The 17,003-nt window shown below is 59.1% G+C and carries 15 protein-coding genes and 1 tRNA gene; all 16 read left to right on the forward strand.

Annotation, left to right across the window (positions count from 1 at the left end; genetic code table 11):
• Positions 1–23 precede the first annotated feature (23 nt).
• The 16 genes from THALAR_RS03735 to THALAR_RS03810 all read left to right on the forward strand — a co-directional run bounded on the left by THALAR_RS03735 (position 24) and on the right by THALAR_RS03810 (position 16,991).
• Positions 24–1,250: an aminotransferase class V-fold PLP-dependent enzyme gene (locus THALAR_RS03735; protein WP_021100150.1), complete on the forward strand. Its 1,227-nt coding sequence runs from the start codon at positions 24–26 to the stop codon at positions 1,248–1,250.
• Positions 1,247–2,665, forward strand: coding sequence for a cryptochrome/photolyase family protein (locus tag THALAR_RS03740; protein WP_021100151.1), 1,419 nt, complete (start codon positions 1,247–1,249; stop codon positions 2,663–2,665). Before THALAR_RS03735 ends, THALAR_RS03740 begins: the two co-directional genes overlap by 4 nt.
• 92 nt (positions 2,666–2,757) lie before the next feature.
• The gene (locus THALAR_RS03745) at positions 2,758–3,993 is read left to right on the forward strand and encodes an SAM-dependent methyltransferase (protein WP_021100152.1); all 1,236 of its coding nucleotides are present in this window, start codon (positions 2,758–2,760) and stop codon (positions 3,991–3,993) included.
• Between the two features lie 8 nt (positions 3,994–4,001).
• Positions 4,002–4,460: a TrgA family protein gene (locus THALAR_RS03750; protein ID WP_021100153.1), complete on the forward strand. Its 459-nt coding sequence runs from the start codon at positions 4,002–4,004 to the stop codon at positions 4,458–4,460.
• Positions 4,461–4,464: 4 nt separating this feature from the next.
• Positions 4,465–5,601 (forward strand): NUDIX domain-containing protein, encoded by a 1,137-nt coding sequence (locus THALAR_RS03755; RefSeq protein WP_021100154.1) that lies wholly within the window; start codon positions 4,465–4,467, stop codon positions 5,599–5,601.
• Positions 5,602–5,657: 56 nt separating this feature from the next.
• On the forward strand, positions 5,658–6,686 hold the full coding sequence (locus THALAR_RS03760; protein ID WP_021100155.1) for a cysteine synthase A: 1,029 nt from the start codon (positions 5,658–5,660) through the stop codon (positions 6,684–6,686).
• Positions 6,687–9,137, forward strand: a complete 2,451-nt coding sequence (locus tag THALAR_RS03765) for a DUF3772 domain-containing protein (RefSeq protein WP_021100156.1) — start codon at positions 6,687–6,689, stop codon at positions 9,135–9,137. It begins immediately after the preceding gene.
• Positions 9,134–9,847, forward strand: a complete 714-nt coding sequence (locus tag THALAR_RS03770; RefSeq protein WP_040817158.1) for an alanyl-tRNA editing protein — start codon at positions 9,134–9,136, stop codon at positions 9,845–9,847. The genes THALAR_RS03765 and THALAR_RS03770 overlap by 4 nt, the downstream gene beginning before the upstream one ends.
• Positions 9,848–9,942: 95 nt before the next feature.
• Positions 9,943–10,032: transfer RNA gene (locus tag THALAR_RS03775), tRNA-Ser, on the forward strand.
• Positions 10,033–10,182: 150 nt separating this feature from the next.
• On the forward strand, positions 10,183–11,388 hold the full coding sequence (locus THALAR_RS03780) for a tyrosine-type recombinase/integrase (RefSeq protein ID WP_021100158.1): 1,206 nt from the start codon (positions 10,183–10,185) through the stop codon (positions 11,386–11,388).
• Positions 11,389–11,503: 115 nt separating this feature from the next.
• Positions 11,504–12,301 carry a hypothetical protein gene (locus THALAR_RS03785; RefSeq protein WP_154666739.1) on the forward strand — a complete coding sequence of 266 codons (798 nt, stop codon included), beginning with the start codon at positions 11,504–11,506 and terminating at the stop codon, positions 12,299–12,301.
• A 97-nt stretch (positions 12,302–12,398) separates the two neighbouring features.
• Complete coding sequence (locus tag THALAR_RS03790; RefSeq protein WP_021100159.1) at positions 12,399–12,608, forward strand: MerR family transcriptional regulator; 210 nt, start codon at positions 12,399–12,401, stop codon at positions 12,606–12,608.
• Positions 12,608–13,027, forward strand: coding sequence for a helix-turn-helix domain-containing protein (locus THALAR_RS03795; RefSeq protein ID WP_051153562.1), 420 nt, complete (start codon positions 12,608–12,610; stop codon positions 13,025–13,027). The genes THALAR_RS03790 and THALAR_RS03795 overlap by 1 nt, the downstream gene beginning before the upstream one ends.
• 86 nt (positions 13,028–13,113) lie before the next feature.
• Positions 13,114–14,136 carry a tyrosine-type recombinase/integrase gene (locus THALAR_RS03800; protein WP_021100161.1) on the forward strand — a complete coding sequence of 341 codons (1,023 nt, stop codon included), beginning with the start codon at positions 13,114–13,116 and terminating at the stop codon, positions 14,134–14,136.
• 87 nt (positions 14,137–14,223) lie between these two features.
• Complete coding sequence (locus THALAR_RS03805; RefSeq protein WP_021100162.1) at positions 14,224–15,780, forward strand: type I restriction-modification system subunit M; 1,557 nt, start codon at positions 14,224–14,226, stop codon at positions 15,778–15,780.
• Positions 15,777–16,991: a restriction endonuclease subunit S gene (locus THALAR_RS03810; RefSeq protein WP_021100163.1), complete on the forward strand. Its 1,215-nt coding sequence runs from the start codon at positions 15,777–15,779 to the stop codon at positions 16,989–16,991. Before THALAR_RS03805 ends, THALAR_RS03810 begins: the two co-directional genes overlap by 4 nt.
• Positions 16,992–17,003: the final 12 nt, after the last annotated feature.

A 17,003-nucleotide genomic window follows, 5' to 3' on the forward strand; every position in this document is an offset into this window, starting at 1 on the left:
GCTTTTGTTTTTGGGAGGGTCACATGGCGAAACTCGATCTGGATTTCGTGCGGGCGCAATTCCCCGCCTTCGAGGTGCCTTCGTTACAAGGTCAGGCGTTCTTCGAGAACGCCGGTGGATCCTATACCTGCCGGCAAGTCATTGACCGGCTGCACCGCTTCTACACCGAGCGCAAGGTTCAGCCCTACGCGCCCTATGAGGCGTCGACCCTTGGCGGCGCAGAGATGGACGAGGCACGGGCGCGGCTGTCCGCGATCCTTGGCGTCGAGGGGGACGAGCTGTCCTTTGGCCCGTCCACCACGCAGAACACTTATGTTCTGGCGCAGGCCTTTGCGCAGTGGATGCAACCGGGCGACGCGATTATCGTGACCAATCAGGACCACGAGGCCAATTCCGGTCCGTGGCGGCGCTTGGCCGACCGCGGGTTCGAGGTGCGCGAGTGGAAGATCAACCCCGAGACGGGCCATCTGGCCCCCGCCGATCTGGCGAACCTCTTGGACGACAAGGTGCGGCTGGTGGCGTTCCCGCATTGCTCCAACGTCGTAGGGGAAATCAACGACGTCGCCGCGATCTGCGCCCAAGTGCATCAGGCGGGGGCGGTGGCCTGTGTCGACGGCGTGTCCTACGCGCCGCACGGGCTGCCGGATGTGGGCAAGTTGGGGGCGGATATCTACCTGTTCTCGGCCTACAAGACCTACGGGCCGCATCAGGGGATCATGGTGATCCGCCGCGATCTGGGGATGCAGCTGCCGAACCAAGGCCACCATTTCAACGGTGACAGTCTGTTTAAGCGGTTCACCCCTGCGGGGCCGGACCACGCGCAGGTCGCGGCCAGCGCGGGCATGGCGGATTATATCGACGCATTGTATGACCACCATATCGGCGGTGATGCTGCCCCTGCGGCCAAAGGAGCGGCGGTACACGATTTGATGCAGGCGCACGAGCGCGAGCTGCTGCAACCGCTGCTGGACTACGCGTCGGCCAAGAACTCCGTGCGGTTGATCGGGCCGGACAAGGCGGCTTCACGGGCACCGACCGTTGCGCTGGCCTTACAAGCGAACGCAGAGGAAGCAGCGGCGCAACTGGCACCGCACGGTATCATGGCAGGCGGTGGCGATTTCTACGCAGGCCGCGCGCTGGAGGCGATGGGCGTTGACATGGACCGCGGCGTGCTGCGGTTGTCTTTTGTGCATTATACCTCCCGCGCAGAGGTTGACCGTCTGATAGACGCACTAGATCACGTGCTATGAGCGATACACCGATCCTGTTCTGGTTCCGCCGCGACCTGCGGCTGGGCGACCATGAAGGCCTCAGTGCGGCGGCCAAGACCGGCCGACCCGTGATCCCCGTTTTTATCCATGACGAAGTGGTCGAGACTCACGGCGCCGCGCCGAAATGGCGGCTGGGGCTGGGGGTGGAGCATTTTGCGAAGACGCTGGAGGACATCGGCTCGAAGCTGGTCCTGCGGCGCGGCAAGGCGCTTGACGTTCTGCGCGACCTGATAAGCGAGACAGGGGCAGGGGCCGTGTGGTGGTCGCGGGCCTATGACCCTGACGCCATCGCGCGGGATAAAGGCGTCAAGGAAGCCCTGAAAGATGACGGCATCGACGCGCAAAGTTTCAAAGGCCATGTGCTGTTCGAGCCGTGGACCGTGGAAACCAAAACGGGCGGGTTCTACAAGGTCTACAGCCCGATGTGGAAATCCGTGCGCGGGCGGGAGCTTGCAGCGGATATTTCGGCGGTGAGCGAACTATGCACGCCACAATCATGGCCCGCGTCTGATGACATCGCAGACTGGCAGATGGGCGCGGCGATGCAGCGCGGCGCGGATATCGTGGCCAAGCATGTGGCGGTGGGCGAGCAGGAAGCCTCCACCCGTCTGGCGACATTCATCCGCGACCGCATCGACGACTACAAACAGGCCCGCGACCAGATGGCGGAGCGCGGCACCTCCATGCTGTCGGAGAACCTGACCTATGGCGAAATTTCCCCCCGTCGTTGCTGGCACGCAGGCTGGCGCGCGGTGCATGAGGGCAAGTCGGGGGCGGAGACGTTTCTGAAAGAGCTGGTCTGGCGGGAATTTGCCTACCATCTGGCCTACCACACCCCACGCATCATGGACAAAAACTGGCGCGAGGAATGGGATGCCTTCCCGTGGAAGGACGACGAACGCGCCGCCGAGATCAAGGCGTGGAAACAGGGCCGTACGGGCATCCAGCTTGTCGATGCCGCCATGCGGGAGATGTATGTCACCGGCTACATGCACAATCGCGGTCGGATGATCGTGGCGTCCTATCTGACGAAGCACCTGATGACCCACTGGAAGGTGGGGCAGGCGTGGTTCGACGATTGCCTGATCGACTGGGATCCGGCCTCCAACGCAATGGGATGGCAGTGGTCGGCGGGCTCCGGCCCGGACGCGACCCCCTATTTCCGGGTGTTCAATCCGGCGACGCAGGCCGAGAAGTTCGACGAGGACCGCACCTACCGTGCGCGCTATCTGGGGGAAGTGTTCAAGGATCACGGCGAGGAGGCGGAGGATTATTTCAAAGCAATCCCGAAGTCGTGGAACATGGCGATCACCGACGACTATCCCGAACCCGTGGTGGCGTTGGACGAAGGGCGGCAGAGGGCGCTCGACGCCTATAAAAACCGCGACGGGTGACTTGATGGCAAATCACGACCGCGTTGCTTTACTTGAGTAATTTCGGGCTATCTGTCAGAATTCACGAAATCGCTTGGTTTGGGAGGCTGGGCATGAATGTTCTGAGCGGCGATGCTTTGATACAAGAGGTGCTGACGCACACGCAGGGGCAACAGGGTTTGCCGCGCTATTTCACACAGGCGTTCGCCACGGCGCAGAAGATGCGGGCAGGGCGGCTTGACATGAAGCTGCCCGATGGCCGCATGTTCCGCGCCGAGGGCCGCGAGCCGGGCATTTGCGCCGAAATCGACATTCACAACAACGACCTGTTCGCCCGCTTGATCCGCGAAGGTGATCTGGGTTTCTGCGACGCCTATCTGGACGGCTGGTGGACCACGCCCGACTTGCAGGCTTTCATGGACCTGATGCACGCCGATAACGAGGAGGTCTATGACGGCTTCCCCGGCCTCGGGCTGCTGCGGGCCTATGAAAAAATGCGGTTCTGGATGCAGCGCAATTCACGCGAGCAGGCGCGTAAGAACATCAGCTACCATTACGATCTGGGTAACGAATTTTACGCGCTGTGGCTTGATCCGTCGATGACCTATAGCTCGGCCCTGTTCAAAGGCGACGAGAGCCTAGAGGAGGCGCAGCAGGCCAAATACGCCTCCATGCTGGAGCAGATGGGCGTACAGGCGGGCGACCATGTGCTGGAGATCGGCTGCGGCTGGGGCGGGTTCGCGGAACATGCGGCGCGCAAGGGGATCAGGGTCACGGGGCTGACGATCAGTCAGGAACAGCATGACTATGCTGTGGAACGGGTTGCAAAAGCTGGGTTGAGCGATCTGGTCGAGATCAAGATGCAGGACTACCGCGACGAGCGCGGGCAGTATGACGGCATCGCCAGCATCGAGATGTTCGAAGCGGTAGGCGAGAAATACTGGCCGGTCTATTTCGACACCATCCGCGACCGGTTGAAGCCCGGCAAATGCGCGACCTTGCAGATCATCACCGTCGAGGACCGCCGTTGGGAGGTCTATAACCGTCAGGTGGACTTCATCCAGAAATACATCTTTCCGGGCGGCATGCTGCCGTGCCCGTCCGTGCTGCGCGCGCAGGTGGAGCGGGCGGGGCTGGAGGTCGTGCGCTCGGTCGAGTTCGGGGAAAGCTATTCGAAAACGCTGCGTCTGTGGCACGACACCTTCAATGCCCGATGGGACGAGGTCGCGGCGTTGGGGTTTGACCAGCGTTTCCGCAATATGTGGAATTTTTACCTGACCTCTTGCGCCGCTACGTTTTGGAGTGGAAACTGCGATGTGACGCAGATCACAATGAAAAAAACCGAGTAGTTTCCACAATGACCACCACTGCCAAGATGCCGACCGCAGCGAAACTTGTTGCCGGAGTCATCTTCGCGGCGACGGGGTATCTGGTCGCCGAATTGATCCGCCCGACCTTCTCCGAAGGCCAGCCGCTGAAATGGCTGCTGCCGGTTTGCGTCGGCGTTCCGCTGGTCGTGGGCTGGCGGATTATGGGGAAACTGGTCGGAAAGCGCTATGGCGCCAGCATGAACAACGGCTTGTATGTCGTTGCTGTATCAATAATTTCCGTGACTTTTGTTTTTGCGGTGGCATTGATGATCAAGAAATCCCGCCGCCTGCAATATGACGGCCCGATGGAAGCGCTGGTGGATGTGTTCGCCATTATGCTGGAATACGGAGTGCTGTTGCTGAACCCCATGGTGCTGGCGGTGCTTGTCGGGGGTGGCGTTATCGGCGGGCTCGCCTCCGAATGGGCGCATCGCAAGTTCGAGTGACGCCGTGAGCCGCGCTGAACTTGCGTCCGACATCGTTTTGTTCGGCACGTTGAAAGACCCCGAACTGCTGGAAATTGTGCTGGGCGCTGTGGCAGATGCGCAACCCGTAGCCTTACCCGATCACGGCGTTTTCGCCGCTGCCGGCGAGAGTTTTCCGCTGCTGTGGCCTGAGGAGGACGCGCAGGCGGAGGGGCTTCTGTTGCAAAACCTCACGCCGGAACAGGTCGCGCGGCTGGACTACTATGAAGCCCCCTATGGCTACGAGCTGGAGCAGGTTGAGCTTGCCGACGGACGTGGGGCATGGGTCTACAGGCCGACGGATAATCAATACGAACAAGGCCCGCCGTGGGACTTGCGGCGCTGGCAGGATGAGCAGGGGCCAATGACCCGCGAAGCCGCGCGGGAGATCATGGGACTGTTCGGCAAGGTCACGGTGCCTGATCTGGTGCCACGCCTCGCGTCGATCCGTGCCCGTGCGCAGGCGCGGGTCAATGCCCGCAACGATCCGGCTCCGGTGAAGCTGCGGCGCGGGTTTTCCCGTGACGACGTGGTGCAACATGCGCAGCGGCGCCCTTATTCGCGCTTTTTCGCGCTGGACGAGTTGGACCTGACCCATCCGCGCTTCGACGGCGGCAAGAACAAGGTGCAGCGCGAGGTGTTCGTCATGGTCGACGCCGTGGTCGTGCTGCCCTATGACCCCGTGCGCGACATGGTGCTGCTGATCGAGCAGTTCCGCCCCGCGCCCTATGCGCGTGGCGATCTGAACCCGTGGTGTCTGGAGGCCATTGCCGGTCGCATCGACGGCGGCGAAAGCCCCGAGGTTGCCGCCCATCGCGAGGCGGAGGAGGAGACGGGCCTGACCCTGTCCAAGCTGGTTCCTGCGGCGCAGTATTACCCGACGCCGGGTGCGGCGACGGAATACCTGTATTGCTATATCGGGCTGGCCGATCTGCCCGATGATGCGGCGGGGCTTGGCGGGCTGGACACGGAGGCCGAGGACATCCGCTCCATGGTGGTTCCATTCTCGGCGTTGATGGACGCGGTGCGCAGTGGCGAGGTGCAGAACGGGCCTTTGCTGATCTGCGCCTACTGTCTGGAACGTGAACGGGCGCAACTTCGCGCAGGCGCAACACCCGCTTGAGTTCGAGTCCGGCGAACCCTATCAAAGGGCCAAGCGCTGAACAGGAGATACCGCAGATGGCGATCAAGAAAAACCTGGCCGAATTGGTGGGCAACACGCCGCTGATCCGCATGAATGCGGCCAGCGAGGCAACGGGCTGCGAAATTCTGGGCAAGGCGGAGTTCATGAATCCCGGCCAGTCGGTCAAGGACCGCCCGGCGCTCTATATCATCCGCGACGCGATTGCCCGCGGCGCGTTGAAGCCCGGCGGCACCATCGTGGAAGGCACCGCAGGCAACACCGGCATCGGTCTGGCGCTGGTCGGTGCCTCGATGGGGTTCAAGACGGTGATCGTCATACCCGAGACGCAAAGTCAGGAGAAGAAGGACATGCTGCGTCTTGCGGGGGCGGAACTGGTGCAGGTGCCCGCCGCGCCCTACCGGAACCCCAACAACTTCGTGCGCTATTCGGAACGGCTGGCAAAGAAGCTCAACGAGACGGAAGAGCATGGCGCCATCTGGGCCAACCAGTTCGACAACGTCGCCAACCGTCAGGCGCATGTTGAGACGACCGGCCCCGAGATCTGGGAGCAGACCGGCGGCAAGGTGGACGGCTTCATCTGCGCCGTGGGCTCCGGCGGCACATTGTCGGGTGTCGCCAAGGCGTTGCAACCCAAGGGTGTGAAGATCGGGCTGGCGGACCCGATGGGGGCCGCACTTTACGATTTCTACACGAAGGGGGAGCTAACCTCCGAGGGCGGCTCGATTGCGGAAGGGATCGGACAGGTCCGCATCACCAAGAACCTTGAGGGGCTGACGCCCGATTTCAATTACCAGATCCCCGACGAGGAGGCTTTGCCGATTGTGTTCGACACGCTGCAAGATGAAGGTTTGTGCCTCGGTGCATCCTCCGGCATCAACATCGCAGGTGCCATCCGGCTGGCGAAGGATATGGGCCCGGGACATACTATTGTGACCATCTTGTGCGACTACGGCACGCGGTATCAGTCCAAGCTGTGGAACCCTGCCTTCCTGAAAGACAAAGGGTTGCCATATCCCGAATGGCTGGACCGTGACCCGCAACTGATGCCGAGCGTGTACGAGTAGATGAAACGCGTCATGTTCCTGCGCGCGCTGCTTGTCGCGCTGACCTTGTGCTTTGCCGTGGTTTCAGGGCAGGGGCCTGCGCTGTCGCAGGTCACCACGACCGAGACCGGCGCGCCCGATTACGAGGTATGGGAGCGTGACGCCACCCGCGCGACCGAAGTGCTGGACACCAACCGCGTCTCGATCGAAGGGCTGCAATCGCTGCGTGAGCAGCTTGCGAAATGGCGCGACCTGTTCTTGCGCAGACAAAACGTCAACAAGGACCAGATCGCAACGCTGAAAAACCAGATCGACGTGCTGGGGCCTACGCCCGCTGAGGGGGAGAGCGAGTCCGAGGATATCGCCAGCAGACGCACTGCTTTGAACAAGAACCTGGAGCAGCTCACCGCACCGATCCGACGCGCGGAAGAGGCATATACCCGCGCCGACGGCCTCATTGCGCGGCTTGACGGGATCGTGCGTGATCGTCAGGCGAACCAGTTTCTGGAACTGAACCCGTCACCGCTGAATCCGGGGCTTTGGCCCGACACCATCAGATCTGTCCGCGACATCTGGGGAACCGTGACGGCTGAGATAAGAAACAGCCAGGAGTCAGCGCTGCAATCCGCCGCCCTGAAGGCGAATTTGCCGCTGATCATCGCGCTGTTGGTGGCTGGTCTGGCTCTGGTCCTGCGGAGCGGCGCGTGGGTGGAACGTGGCCTTGCCGCCCTGAGTGACAGTCGCCACGCCAGCAAGGCGCGTGTGCGTGTCGGGGTGGTTCTTGTCTCACTGGTGGCACTTGTGCTGCCGATCATCGGCCTGATGTTGCTGTTCATCGCGGCTGACAAAAGCCAGTTGACCGGCCCGGCCGGACAGGCGGTTCTTGACGCGCTCTCTGCCATTGTCATTATCATTTACGTCGCCCGCTGGCTGGGTCGTCAGGTCGCGCCACCGACCTATCCGCCGCAACCCTTGCTGACGCTCTCCGATGGCCAATCCTTGCAGATGCGGGTCGCAATCAATCTCGCGGGTTTGTCTATTGCCGCAGATGCCGCGATTTCAGAGCTGTTGGATGCGGGCCTTTTGTCCGAGACCGCCGCGTCGGTCGTGGGGTTGCCGGTCATCGTGCTGGCGGGGCTGTTCATGTACCGCATCGCACAACTTCTGGTTGCGTCGGCCAAGGCGGCGCGGGCGCAGGCCATCGCGGACGCCCAGTCAGCGGACGAGCCGCAGCCGACGCAGGATAGCCCATCGGGCGTCGTCCTGCGCTTTCTGGGCCGCGCCGCGCGGGTGATCGCCGTCACCGGCCCGCTGCTGGCTGCCATCGGCTACACCTTCGCAGGCAACTCACTGATCTATTCCAGCTACCTGACGCTGGCGCTGATGGCGGTTGTGGCGATCCTTCAGCGGCTGGTGCGCGACGTCTACGCCATGATCCGGGGCGAAGAGGCCGGGTCGAACGGGCTGATCCCAGTGCTGATCGGCTTCGTGCTGGTCCTGTGCGCCATACCGCTACTGGCGTTGATCTGGGGCGCACGCACCACCGACCTGAGCGAAGCGTGGAAAATCGTCTCGGCAGGCGTGCAACTGGGCGACAGCCGCATTTCGCCTGTGGATTTCCTCAAGTTCGCGATCATATTTGTCATTGGCTACGGGCTGACACGCCTGTTCCAAGGCTCGCTGAAAACCCAAATCCTGCCACGCACCGATCTGGACACCGGCGGGCGCAATGCCGTCGTGGCGGGCACCGGCTATGTCGGCATATTCCTTGCGGCGCTGATCGCCATCACCAGCGCAGGCATCGACCTGTCGTCACTGGCCATCGTTGCGGGTGCGCTGTCGGTCGGTATCGGTTTCGGCCTGCAAACCATCGTGTCGAACTTCGTCTCGGGCATCATCTTGTTGATCGAGCGCCCGATATCCGAGGGCGACTGGATTGAGGTCGGCGGCACCATGGGCGTGGTGCGCGACATCTCTGTGCGGGCGACGCGGGTGGAGACCTTCGACCGCCGCGACGTGATCGTGCCCAACGCGGACCTGATCTCCACCTCGGTGACGAACTGGACCAAGGGCAACCTGAACGGGCGGATCATTCTGCCGGTGGGGGTCGCGTATGGCTCTGACACCAGACGGGTCGAGGCTATCCTGCGCGAGATCGCGGAGGCCGAGCCGCTGGTGATCCTGAACCCGCCGCCTGCCGTGATCTTCAGGGGATTTGGCGCCGACTCGCTGGATTTCGAAATCCGCGCGGTGCTGCGGGATGTGAACTACTCGCTCTCGGTGACGTCCGACATCAACCACGCAATCGCCAAGCGTTTTGCCGAAGAAGGTTTGGAGATACCCTTCGCACAGCGCGACGTGTGGCTGCGCAATCCCGAGGCTCTGCAAGCCCCGCGCGCGGAAGAGCGGGACAAGCCTGCGGAGATGGCAGGACCGGAGCAACCGGACGATGCGGATGGGGCAAAGGCGTGAGCTTGCTGTTCCGCGACGACGCTTATTTGCAGGAAGCCCACGCCAAGGTGGTCGACGTGACCGACGCCGGTGTGGTTCTGGACCGGTCGCAGTTCTATCCGACCGGCGGCGGCCAGCCCGGCGATACGGGGCGGCTGGACTGGGACGGCGGGTCTTGTGTGATCGTCGATGCCCGCAAGGGGCAGGGCCAACAGGTCATGTTGATCCCCGACGCCGGAGCGGCGTGGCCGCAGGTCGGGACAGAGGTCACCCAAACACTCGACTGGGCGCGGCGTCATGCGCATATGCGCGTGCATACCGCGCTGCATCTGTTGTCGGTGGTGATCCCGCTGGGCGTCACCGGCGGGCAGATCGGGGCGGAGAAGGGGCGGCTTGATTTCGACATGGCGGAGCCACCCGAGGACAAAGCCGCCCTTGAAGACGCGCTTAACGCATTGATCGCCCGTGACCTGACCGTGTCGGAGCAGTGGATCACCGACGCGGAGCTGGAGGCCAATCCGGGGCTGGTCAAGACCATGTCGGTGCAGCCGCCCAAGGGGGCGGGCCGCGTGCGGCTGGTGCGGATCGGCACCGGGAAGGAGCAGATCGACCTGCAACCCTGCGGCGGCACCCATGTGGCCCGCACCGCCGAGATCGGCCGCGTCCGGATCGGCAAGATCGAAAACAAGGGCCGCAACAACAGGCGCGTGAACCTGCATCTCGACGCCTGAGACGCGGCCTCGCCGCCACGCCCGCGAGATCAGACGGAAAAGAGCGGATTTGCCCCTTGCGCTTCCCCCGTGCTTTTGGCTAAACCCTGCGCCACGGACAGGTGGCCGAGTGGTCGAAGGCGCACGCCTGGAAAGTGTGTAGGCGGGAGACCGTCTCCAGGGTTCGAATCCCTGTCTGTCCGCCACCACCCCATTTTTTTAAGTTTGAACGGGTCGCTTTGAGTGGCCATTTTTGTTTGTTTTTAAGGCTATAGCGGCTCTTATCGTTTTGGTTGAGTTGCTTTCGATAACGCCTATATTCGTTCCTTGAGTGGTATGAATAGTGGTATTTTGAAATGGCCTTAACCGGAAAGCTGACAAAGAAGCTGGTCGAGAACCTTGGCGCGGGACGTCACGGCGATGGCGGCGGGCTTTATCTCGTTGTTGATCCCTCCGGTGCGCGGCGCTGGATTGTCCGCGTGGTTGTCAAAGGCCAAAAGAACAAGAAGGGCGCGCCCCTGCGCACCGACTTCGGATTAGGCGGCGCTGATTTGGTGACGATCAATCAAGCCCGCGAGAGGGCGCTGGAATATCGCCGCATGGCAAAGCAGGGCCTGAATCCGCGTTTTAACGACCAACGCGAAATCCCGACGTTTGAGGAGTTCGCCCAGCAAGTCCACATCGACCGGATGCCGATTTGGAAGAATGCCAAGCATGGCCAGCAATGGATCAACACCTTGCGCGACTATGCCTTCCCCAAGATCGGGCGGATGCCCGTTGATAGTATCGACCAGCCCGAAATTCTGATGTGCCTGTCTCCGATCTGGACCGAGAAGCATGAAACCGCGCGGCGCTTGGCCCAACGGATCAAGACGGTGCTGGACGTGGCCAAGTCCAAAGGCCTGCGCTCTGGCGAGAACCCTGTCACGGCGATAAAGGAGGGTAAGGTTCTGCCCAAGGTCGTGGCCAAGCCAAAACACCACAAGGCGATGCACTGGCAGGACGTGCCAGCCTTCTATGCGGAATTGCGGGGGCGGAATGCAATGGCGGCGAAGGCGCTTATGTTCACCTGCTTGACCGGAAGCCGCACCGGCGAGGTGTTAGGGATGCGTTGGGAAGAGCTGGACCTTGAGGCCCGTGTCTGGACCTGTCCGGCGGAACGGATGAAAACGGGCGACGATCACCGCGTTCCTTTGACCGATGAAATGCTGGCAATCCTTGAGCCGTTGCGGAGGATGGAGTCCGAAGTCGTCTTTGAAGGACAAAAACGCCACAAGCCCTTGTCCAATATGTCGATGCTGATGCTCTTGCGCCGAATGGAGGTCGAGGGCGTCACGGTTCACGGATTCCGCTCAACCTTCCGGGATTGGGCGTCAGAGGTCGCAAACGCGCCGCGTGAGGTGGCGGAAATGAGTTTGGCGCATAAGGTAGGGTCAGATGTGGAGCGCGCCTATGCGCGGTCTGATTTGCTGGACAAGCGGCGAATACTGATGGAGCGGTGGTCTGCGTTTGTATCAGGACGAAATAGCAAGATAGTGCATTTGCGCGGTGATGCACTCTGAAAGTTTTTTGATAGAAAGGTCAGCATACTCGTACCTTTTAATCGCCAAGAAGAAGCGAACAAAACCGAAACAAATTGCTTGATCTGGCAAAAGGTCACCTTCATACTACCTTTTTATGGACGATACAGAACGAAACGACAGACTTCGCGAAATAGTTAACCGATTTTTTCCAGCAGAACCTATGGGTCTATTGGGAATGTTTGGGCCGCCGTTTGACACTTCAAAGCCGAATTTCCACGACAGTAAGTCTGATTTTCTTGAGGAAAAGATACTGGTCGAGGAGGCATTAAAAGCCGCAAACCAGCTATCGAGATTTCTTGTCTCAGCGGCTGTAGAAGATACAGCCGACCATGATGTTACAAATCGCATAGCAAAGTGCGTTGACGCTACAGTTCGTCAGAATCGTTCTGGAAGCGGAATTTCTGATCTAGCCGACATGATGAGGAACAATGCGTCGGATTTGGGAGCCTGTTGGATAATGGCGTTTCAAATTTATGACGTCATCGAGGGGCTATCTAAGCGAAAACAAGAGCTTATAGATCAAGAAGTGAACTTTTGGAATGTGAGTTCTCGACCTCCAAATCACTATGCGAGGGCCATAGCATTGCGATTTGCCCGTCTGATAGCCAAGAATACCGGTGAGAAGCCAACGTTCGGAACGAGCAAGGACGGCGGGCATCCGTCTACTGATTTTGGCCGAGCTTTGGAGGAGGTGTTTGAACTCCTCGGAATAACGGCTCAAGTCAAGAACCCTGCGGTTTGGGCCATAGGTCAGCTGACTGAAGAAGACTGCACGAGAGAGGTTCGAAATTCTCTAAGAAACCCTTCCGGTGGCTTGGCGATGGCACGAGGGGTACACCCTGATTTGCTTGCTAACTTGGCGGCGGGGCGGGCAAAAGGCGAAGAGTCTTAGCCCTTTCCTTCTGTGGTTTTTGGTATTTCCTTGAGTATTTTCAAAGTCGTTTCGGTGCGCCTTGTTGGTCCCACATCGACCGAAAAGGAAAGCTAACATGGCAAACATATTCGTGCAAAACCGTAACTACGTTCTCGGCGACCAAGAACTCAACCTCATTGGCGACCGCGACAAGCTGGCCCAATGGAGGCACAAGGGTATGGGGCCAGCCTTCTATCGCTTGGGCCGCAAGATCATCTACAAAGGCGCTGACCTTAATGCTTGGGTCGAAGCCAACCGGGTTGATCCGGGACAGGGGCAAGGCTGATGCCGAAGCGCGTATCTACGCGCAGGATCAAGGCGAACCGTCACTATCAATATGATGAAGCTGCGGAGGCATTGGAACTCACCTATCAGACCCTGCGGTCATGGCGGGCAAAGGGTCTGCCCGTGATGACCGGCGGACGCCCCCACCTTATCCTTGGGGAAGATTTAATAGCCTTCGTCAAAGCGCAGCAAAGGCCACGTTTAAAGATGGCTCCGGACCAGCTTCGGTGTCTCAAATGCGGACCAACACGCGCCTTGGACCGGGTGGTTTTCTACACGGCATATACGCCTCAACGGGGGCAGTTGGAGGCGGTGTGCGAGGTCTGTGAGGGGCCGTCCTTTCGCTTCGCAGGGGCAAGCAGCCTCGCCGAGATGGCGCAGTTCTTCGAGATCGTCAGAAACAACCCCTCGCAAGGTTAAAGGAACCCCTCAAACCTAGCTTAAAACATCATTTCAGATGATCTCGGAAACTGCCCTAAATTCAAAGCAAAAATGGAGCCAAACACATGGCCAAACGTGTCGAGCAGAATGAACGTACGAAGCGCGACTATATCTTCTTTCTAGAAGAGACCGAAGGGCTGGACGAGAAGTCCACGGACAAGGTCTTGGCGGCGATCCTCAAGTTTGAGGAGAGCACCGGTTTCAAGCCCTTCACCAAGTTCCATATCGAGCAGGCGGCACGCTTCAAGCGTGACCTCAACCGCGCCAAAAACCCGCGAACGGGAAAGCCGCTGTCTCATGCGACCATCGACGCGACGCTGGCATTGGTGCGCAAATTCTTCACTTGGCTGGCGGGTCGCAATGGATACCGCTCCAAGTTCACCTATAGCGATGCGGCTTACTTTAAGAATAACCGCAAGAATGCCCGCATTGCCCATGCGCAGCGCGATGTGCCTTACTCCTCAATGAAAGCCGCGCTCCACGCATTTCAAGCCATGCCAAACAGTACTGAGACCCAGAGGCGCGACAAGGCGCTCTTTGCCTTTCTGATGCTCACAGGGGCGCGGATCGGAGCGGTCGCTACGCTCAAGCTGAAACATGTGAACCTGACCGAATGTCATGTGCGCCAAGATTCCCGTGAAGTGGCCACGAAGAACTCGAAGGACATCGACACTTGGTTCTTTCCCGTGGACGCTGCATATCAGGAATGCTTCACGGCATGGCTGAACTTTCTCAAAAACGAGAAGTTCTTTGGGCCGGAGGATGCGCTTTTCCCCAAGGCTTTAGTGGGTATCAAAGAAGGCGAAGGCTTTGCCAACCTGGGCTTGTCGCGGGAGGGGTATTCTTCAACGGCGAACCTCAACAAGATCATCCGCACCGCCTTTGCCAATGTGCAGATGCCGGAATACACTCCACATAGCTTCCGCAAGACGTTATTTCTCTATGGGGCAGAACGGTGCGAAACGCTTGAGGAGATAAAGGCGTGGTCGCGGAACTTGGGCCATGAGAACCTAGCAACGTCCTACAATTCCTACCTGCCAATGAGCCGTGAACGCCAACGGGAGATTCTGCAAAAGTTTCGAGGATAGCCACTGCGCAGTTTCTGCTCGGGTTTTGCCTTTCCCATCCCGCCCCAATCCTGCATCAATACGAAAAGCAGTTTTTGAAAGTTCTCCATGACCGACGAGCAGAAGAAGAAGCTGGAGCAAAAGCTCTGGGACATTGCCAACACCTTGCGCGGCAAGATGAACGCGGACGAGTTTCGCGACTACATCCTTGGCTTCATTTTCTACAAATACCTGTCCGAACGCCTCTACATCTATGCCAATTCGATCCTGAGCACGGATGGCTTAGACTTTGCGGAAGTGGATGAGGCCACAGATGATGGCAAAGCGATCCTTGAAGCCGTGGCCGAGGCGTCGATTGACGAATTGGGCTATTTCCTCAAACCGTCGGAATTGTTCAGCGCCGTCGCCAAACGTGGCAGCAAGCCGGGCAATTTTATCATCGAAGACCTCGCGCGTATTCTCAACAACGTCGAGCGCTCAACCATGGGGACGGAGTCCGAGGACGACTTCGATGATCTGTTCTCGGACATGGACCTGACCTCGAACAAGCTGGGCCGCACCGAAGAGGCCAAGAACACCTTGATCGCCAAGGTTCTGACTCACCTTGATGAAATCGATTTCGAGCTTGAAAAGCAGGACAGCGACGTTCTGGGCGATGCTTATGAATACCTGATCGGGCAGTTTGCCAGCGGGGCAGGGAAGAAGGCGGGGGAGTTTTACACGCCGCAAGAGGTGTCCACCATTCTGGCGCGCATCGTCACCACGGGAAAAACCCGCATTAAGAACGTCTATGACCCCACCTGTGGGTCTGGCTCCTTGCTGCTGCGCGTCGCCAAAGAGGTCGAGGTGGGCGATTTCAACGGGCAGGAAATGAACCGCACGACCTACAACCTTGCGCGGATGAATATGATCTTGCACGGGGTCCATTACCGTAACTTCGACCTGAAACAAGAAGACACGCTGGAACACCCGCAACACGCGGACAAGCGGTTCGAGGCGGTTGTCGCCAACCCTCCGTTCTCTGCCAAGTGGTCGGCCAATCCGCTGCTGCTGAATGACGACCGCTATAGCCAATACGGGCGGCTGGCTCCGGCCTCCAAGGCGGATTTCGCCTTTGTTCAGCACATGCTGCACCAGTTGGATGACAATGGCACGATGGCGGTGATCCTGCCCCATGGCGTGCTGTTTCGCGGCGCGGCGGAGGGGCATATCCGCGAATACATCATCAAGGAACGCAACTGGCTGGACGCGGTGATTGGCCTGCCTGCGAATATCTTTTACGGCACATCCATTCCGACCTGCATTCTGGTGTTCAAGAAATGCCGCGAACATCCCGAAGATATCCTGTTCGTCGATGCCTCTACCTGTTTTGAAAAGGCCAAAAACCAGAACTATCTGCGGGTCGAGGACATCGCCAAGATCGTGGACACGTTTAGGGGCAGGGCGGTGGAGGAGCGGTTCTCGCACCGGGCGTCTTTGGCGGAGGTGGCCGAGAACGACTATAACCTCAACATCCCGCGCTATGTAGACACGTTCGAGCCGGAAGAGCCGATTGATCTGGCCAAGGTCGCGTCGGAGCTGAAGGCCAACGCCACAGGCATGGCCGAACTGGACGCGCAGATTGCGGGGTTCTGTGAAGAGCTTGGTATTGAGGTGCCGGTGTGAATGTGCCTGCTTTGCGGTTTCCTGAGTTCGAGGGGGAATGGGAGGAAGCTGAGTTTGGTGAAGTAGTTAGCTTCTCTAGCGGTGGCACACCTTCAAAAGGCGTTGACGCCTATTGGGGTGGTGACATTCCTTGGATTAGTGCGACGTCGATGCATGATGATCGCATCACTACTTCCGAGCGAACTGTAACGGATTTGGGGGCCGAGCACGGCACGCGTAAGGCAGAGAAAAACACAGTCTTGCTGCTTGTGCGCGGGAGTATGCTCTACAATCGCATTCCCGCAGGTATTTGCGATAGGCTTGTTACCTTCAATCAAGACGTAAAGGCTTTGATACTGAAGCAGAACGAGACTCCTGAGTTTGTCCTCGCATATATTCGAGCCAAAGAAGACAAGCTTCTTTCTATGGTAACTGGGACGGGAATAGGTGCGGGCAAACTCGATACAGATGAGTTAAAGTCCCTTGTCTTTTGTCGCGCCTCCCTCCCCGAACAAAAGAAAATCGCGGCGTTTCTGGGGGTGGTGGATGCCAAGATCGCGGCGCTGCGGGCGCGGCTGGCGGGGCTGGAGCGCTATAAACGCGGGCTGATGCAGGCGCTGTTCAGCCAAACCCTGCGCTTCACCAAACCAGACGGCACCCACTTCCCCGATTGTGAAGAGAAGCGGTTGGGGGAGGTGTTTGAGCTAGTGACGACCGCAATAATGCCAAACCAACACAGTGAAACTTTTCAATACTACAGTTTGCCCGCATTTGACGCGTTTGGTGCAAGCATCGAAATTCAAGGGTCTGAAATTGAGAGCAATAAATATGAAGTCTCTGATAACATGCTTCTCGTTTCAAAACTGAACCCTCGAAAGCCTAGGGTGATGAAAACCATCGAATCTGAGTTGCGTTCCTGTTGTTCAACGGAGTTTATGGCTTATGCGGCGCGGGATCTGGACAGGACAAATTTAAACTATTTCTTCCAATTCTTCCGAAGCGAGAATTTCGTCAGGAAGCTCAAAAGATCAGCAACAGGGTCCACAAATAGTCACGTACGAGTGACGCCAGATGAGACTTTGAGGTGGAAGATTTCCTTACCCCACCCCGACGAACAGTCCAAAATCGCCGAGGCGCTCCACGCCATGGACGCCAAGATTGCCGCCGTCACTGACCAGCTTGACCAGATGCAGGATTTCAAAAAAGGTCTGCTCCAGCAGATGTTTGTTTAACCCGTTAGGACC

Source organism: Litoreibacter arenae DSM 19593 (assembly GCF_000442275.2).
Classification (GTDB): domain Bacteria; phylum Pseudomonadota; class Alphaproteobacteria; order Rhodobacterales; family Rhodobacteraceae; genus Litoreibacter; species Litoreibacter arenae.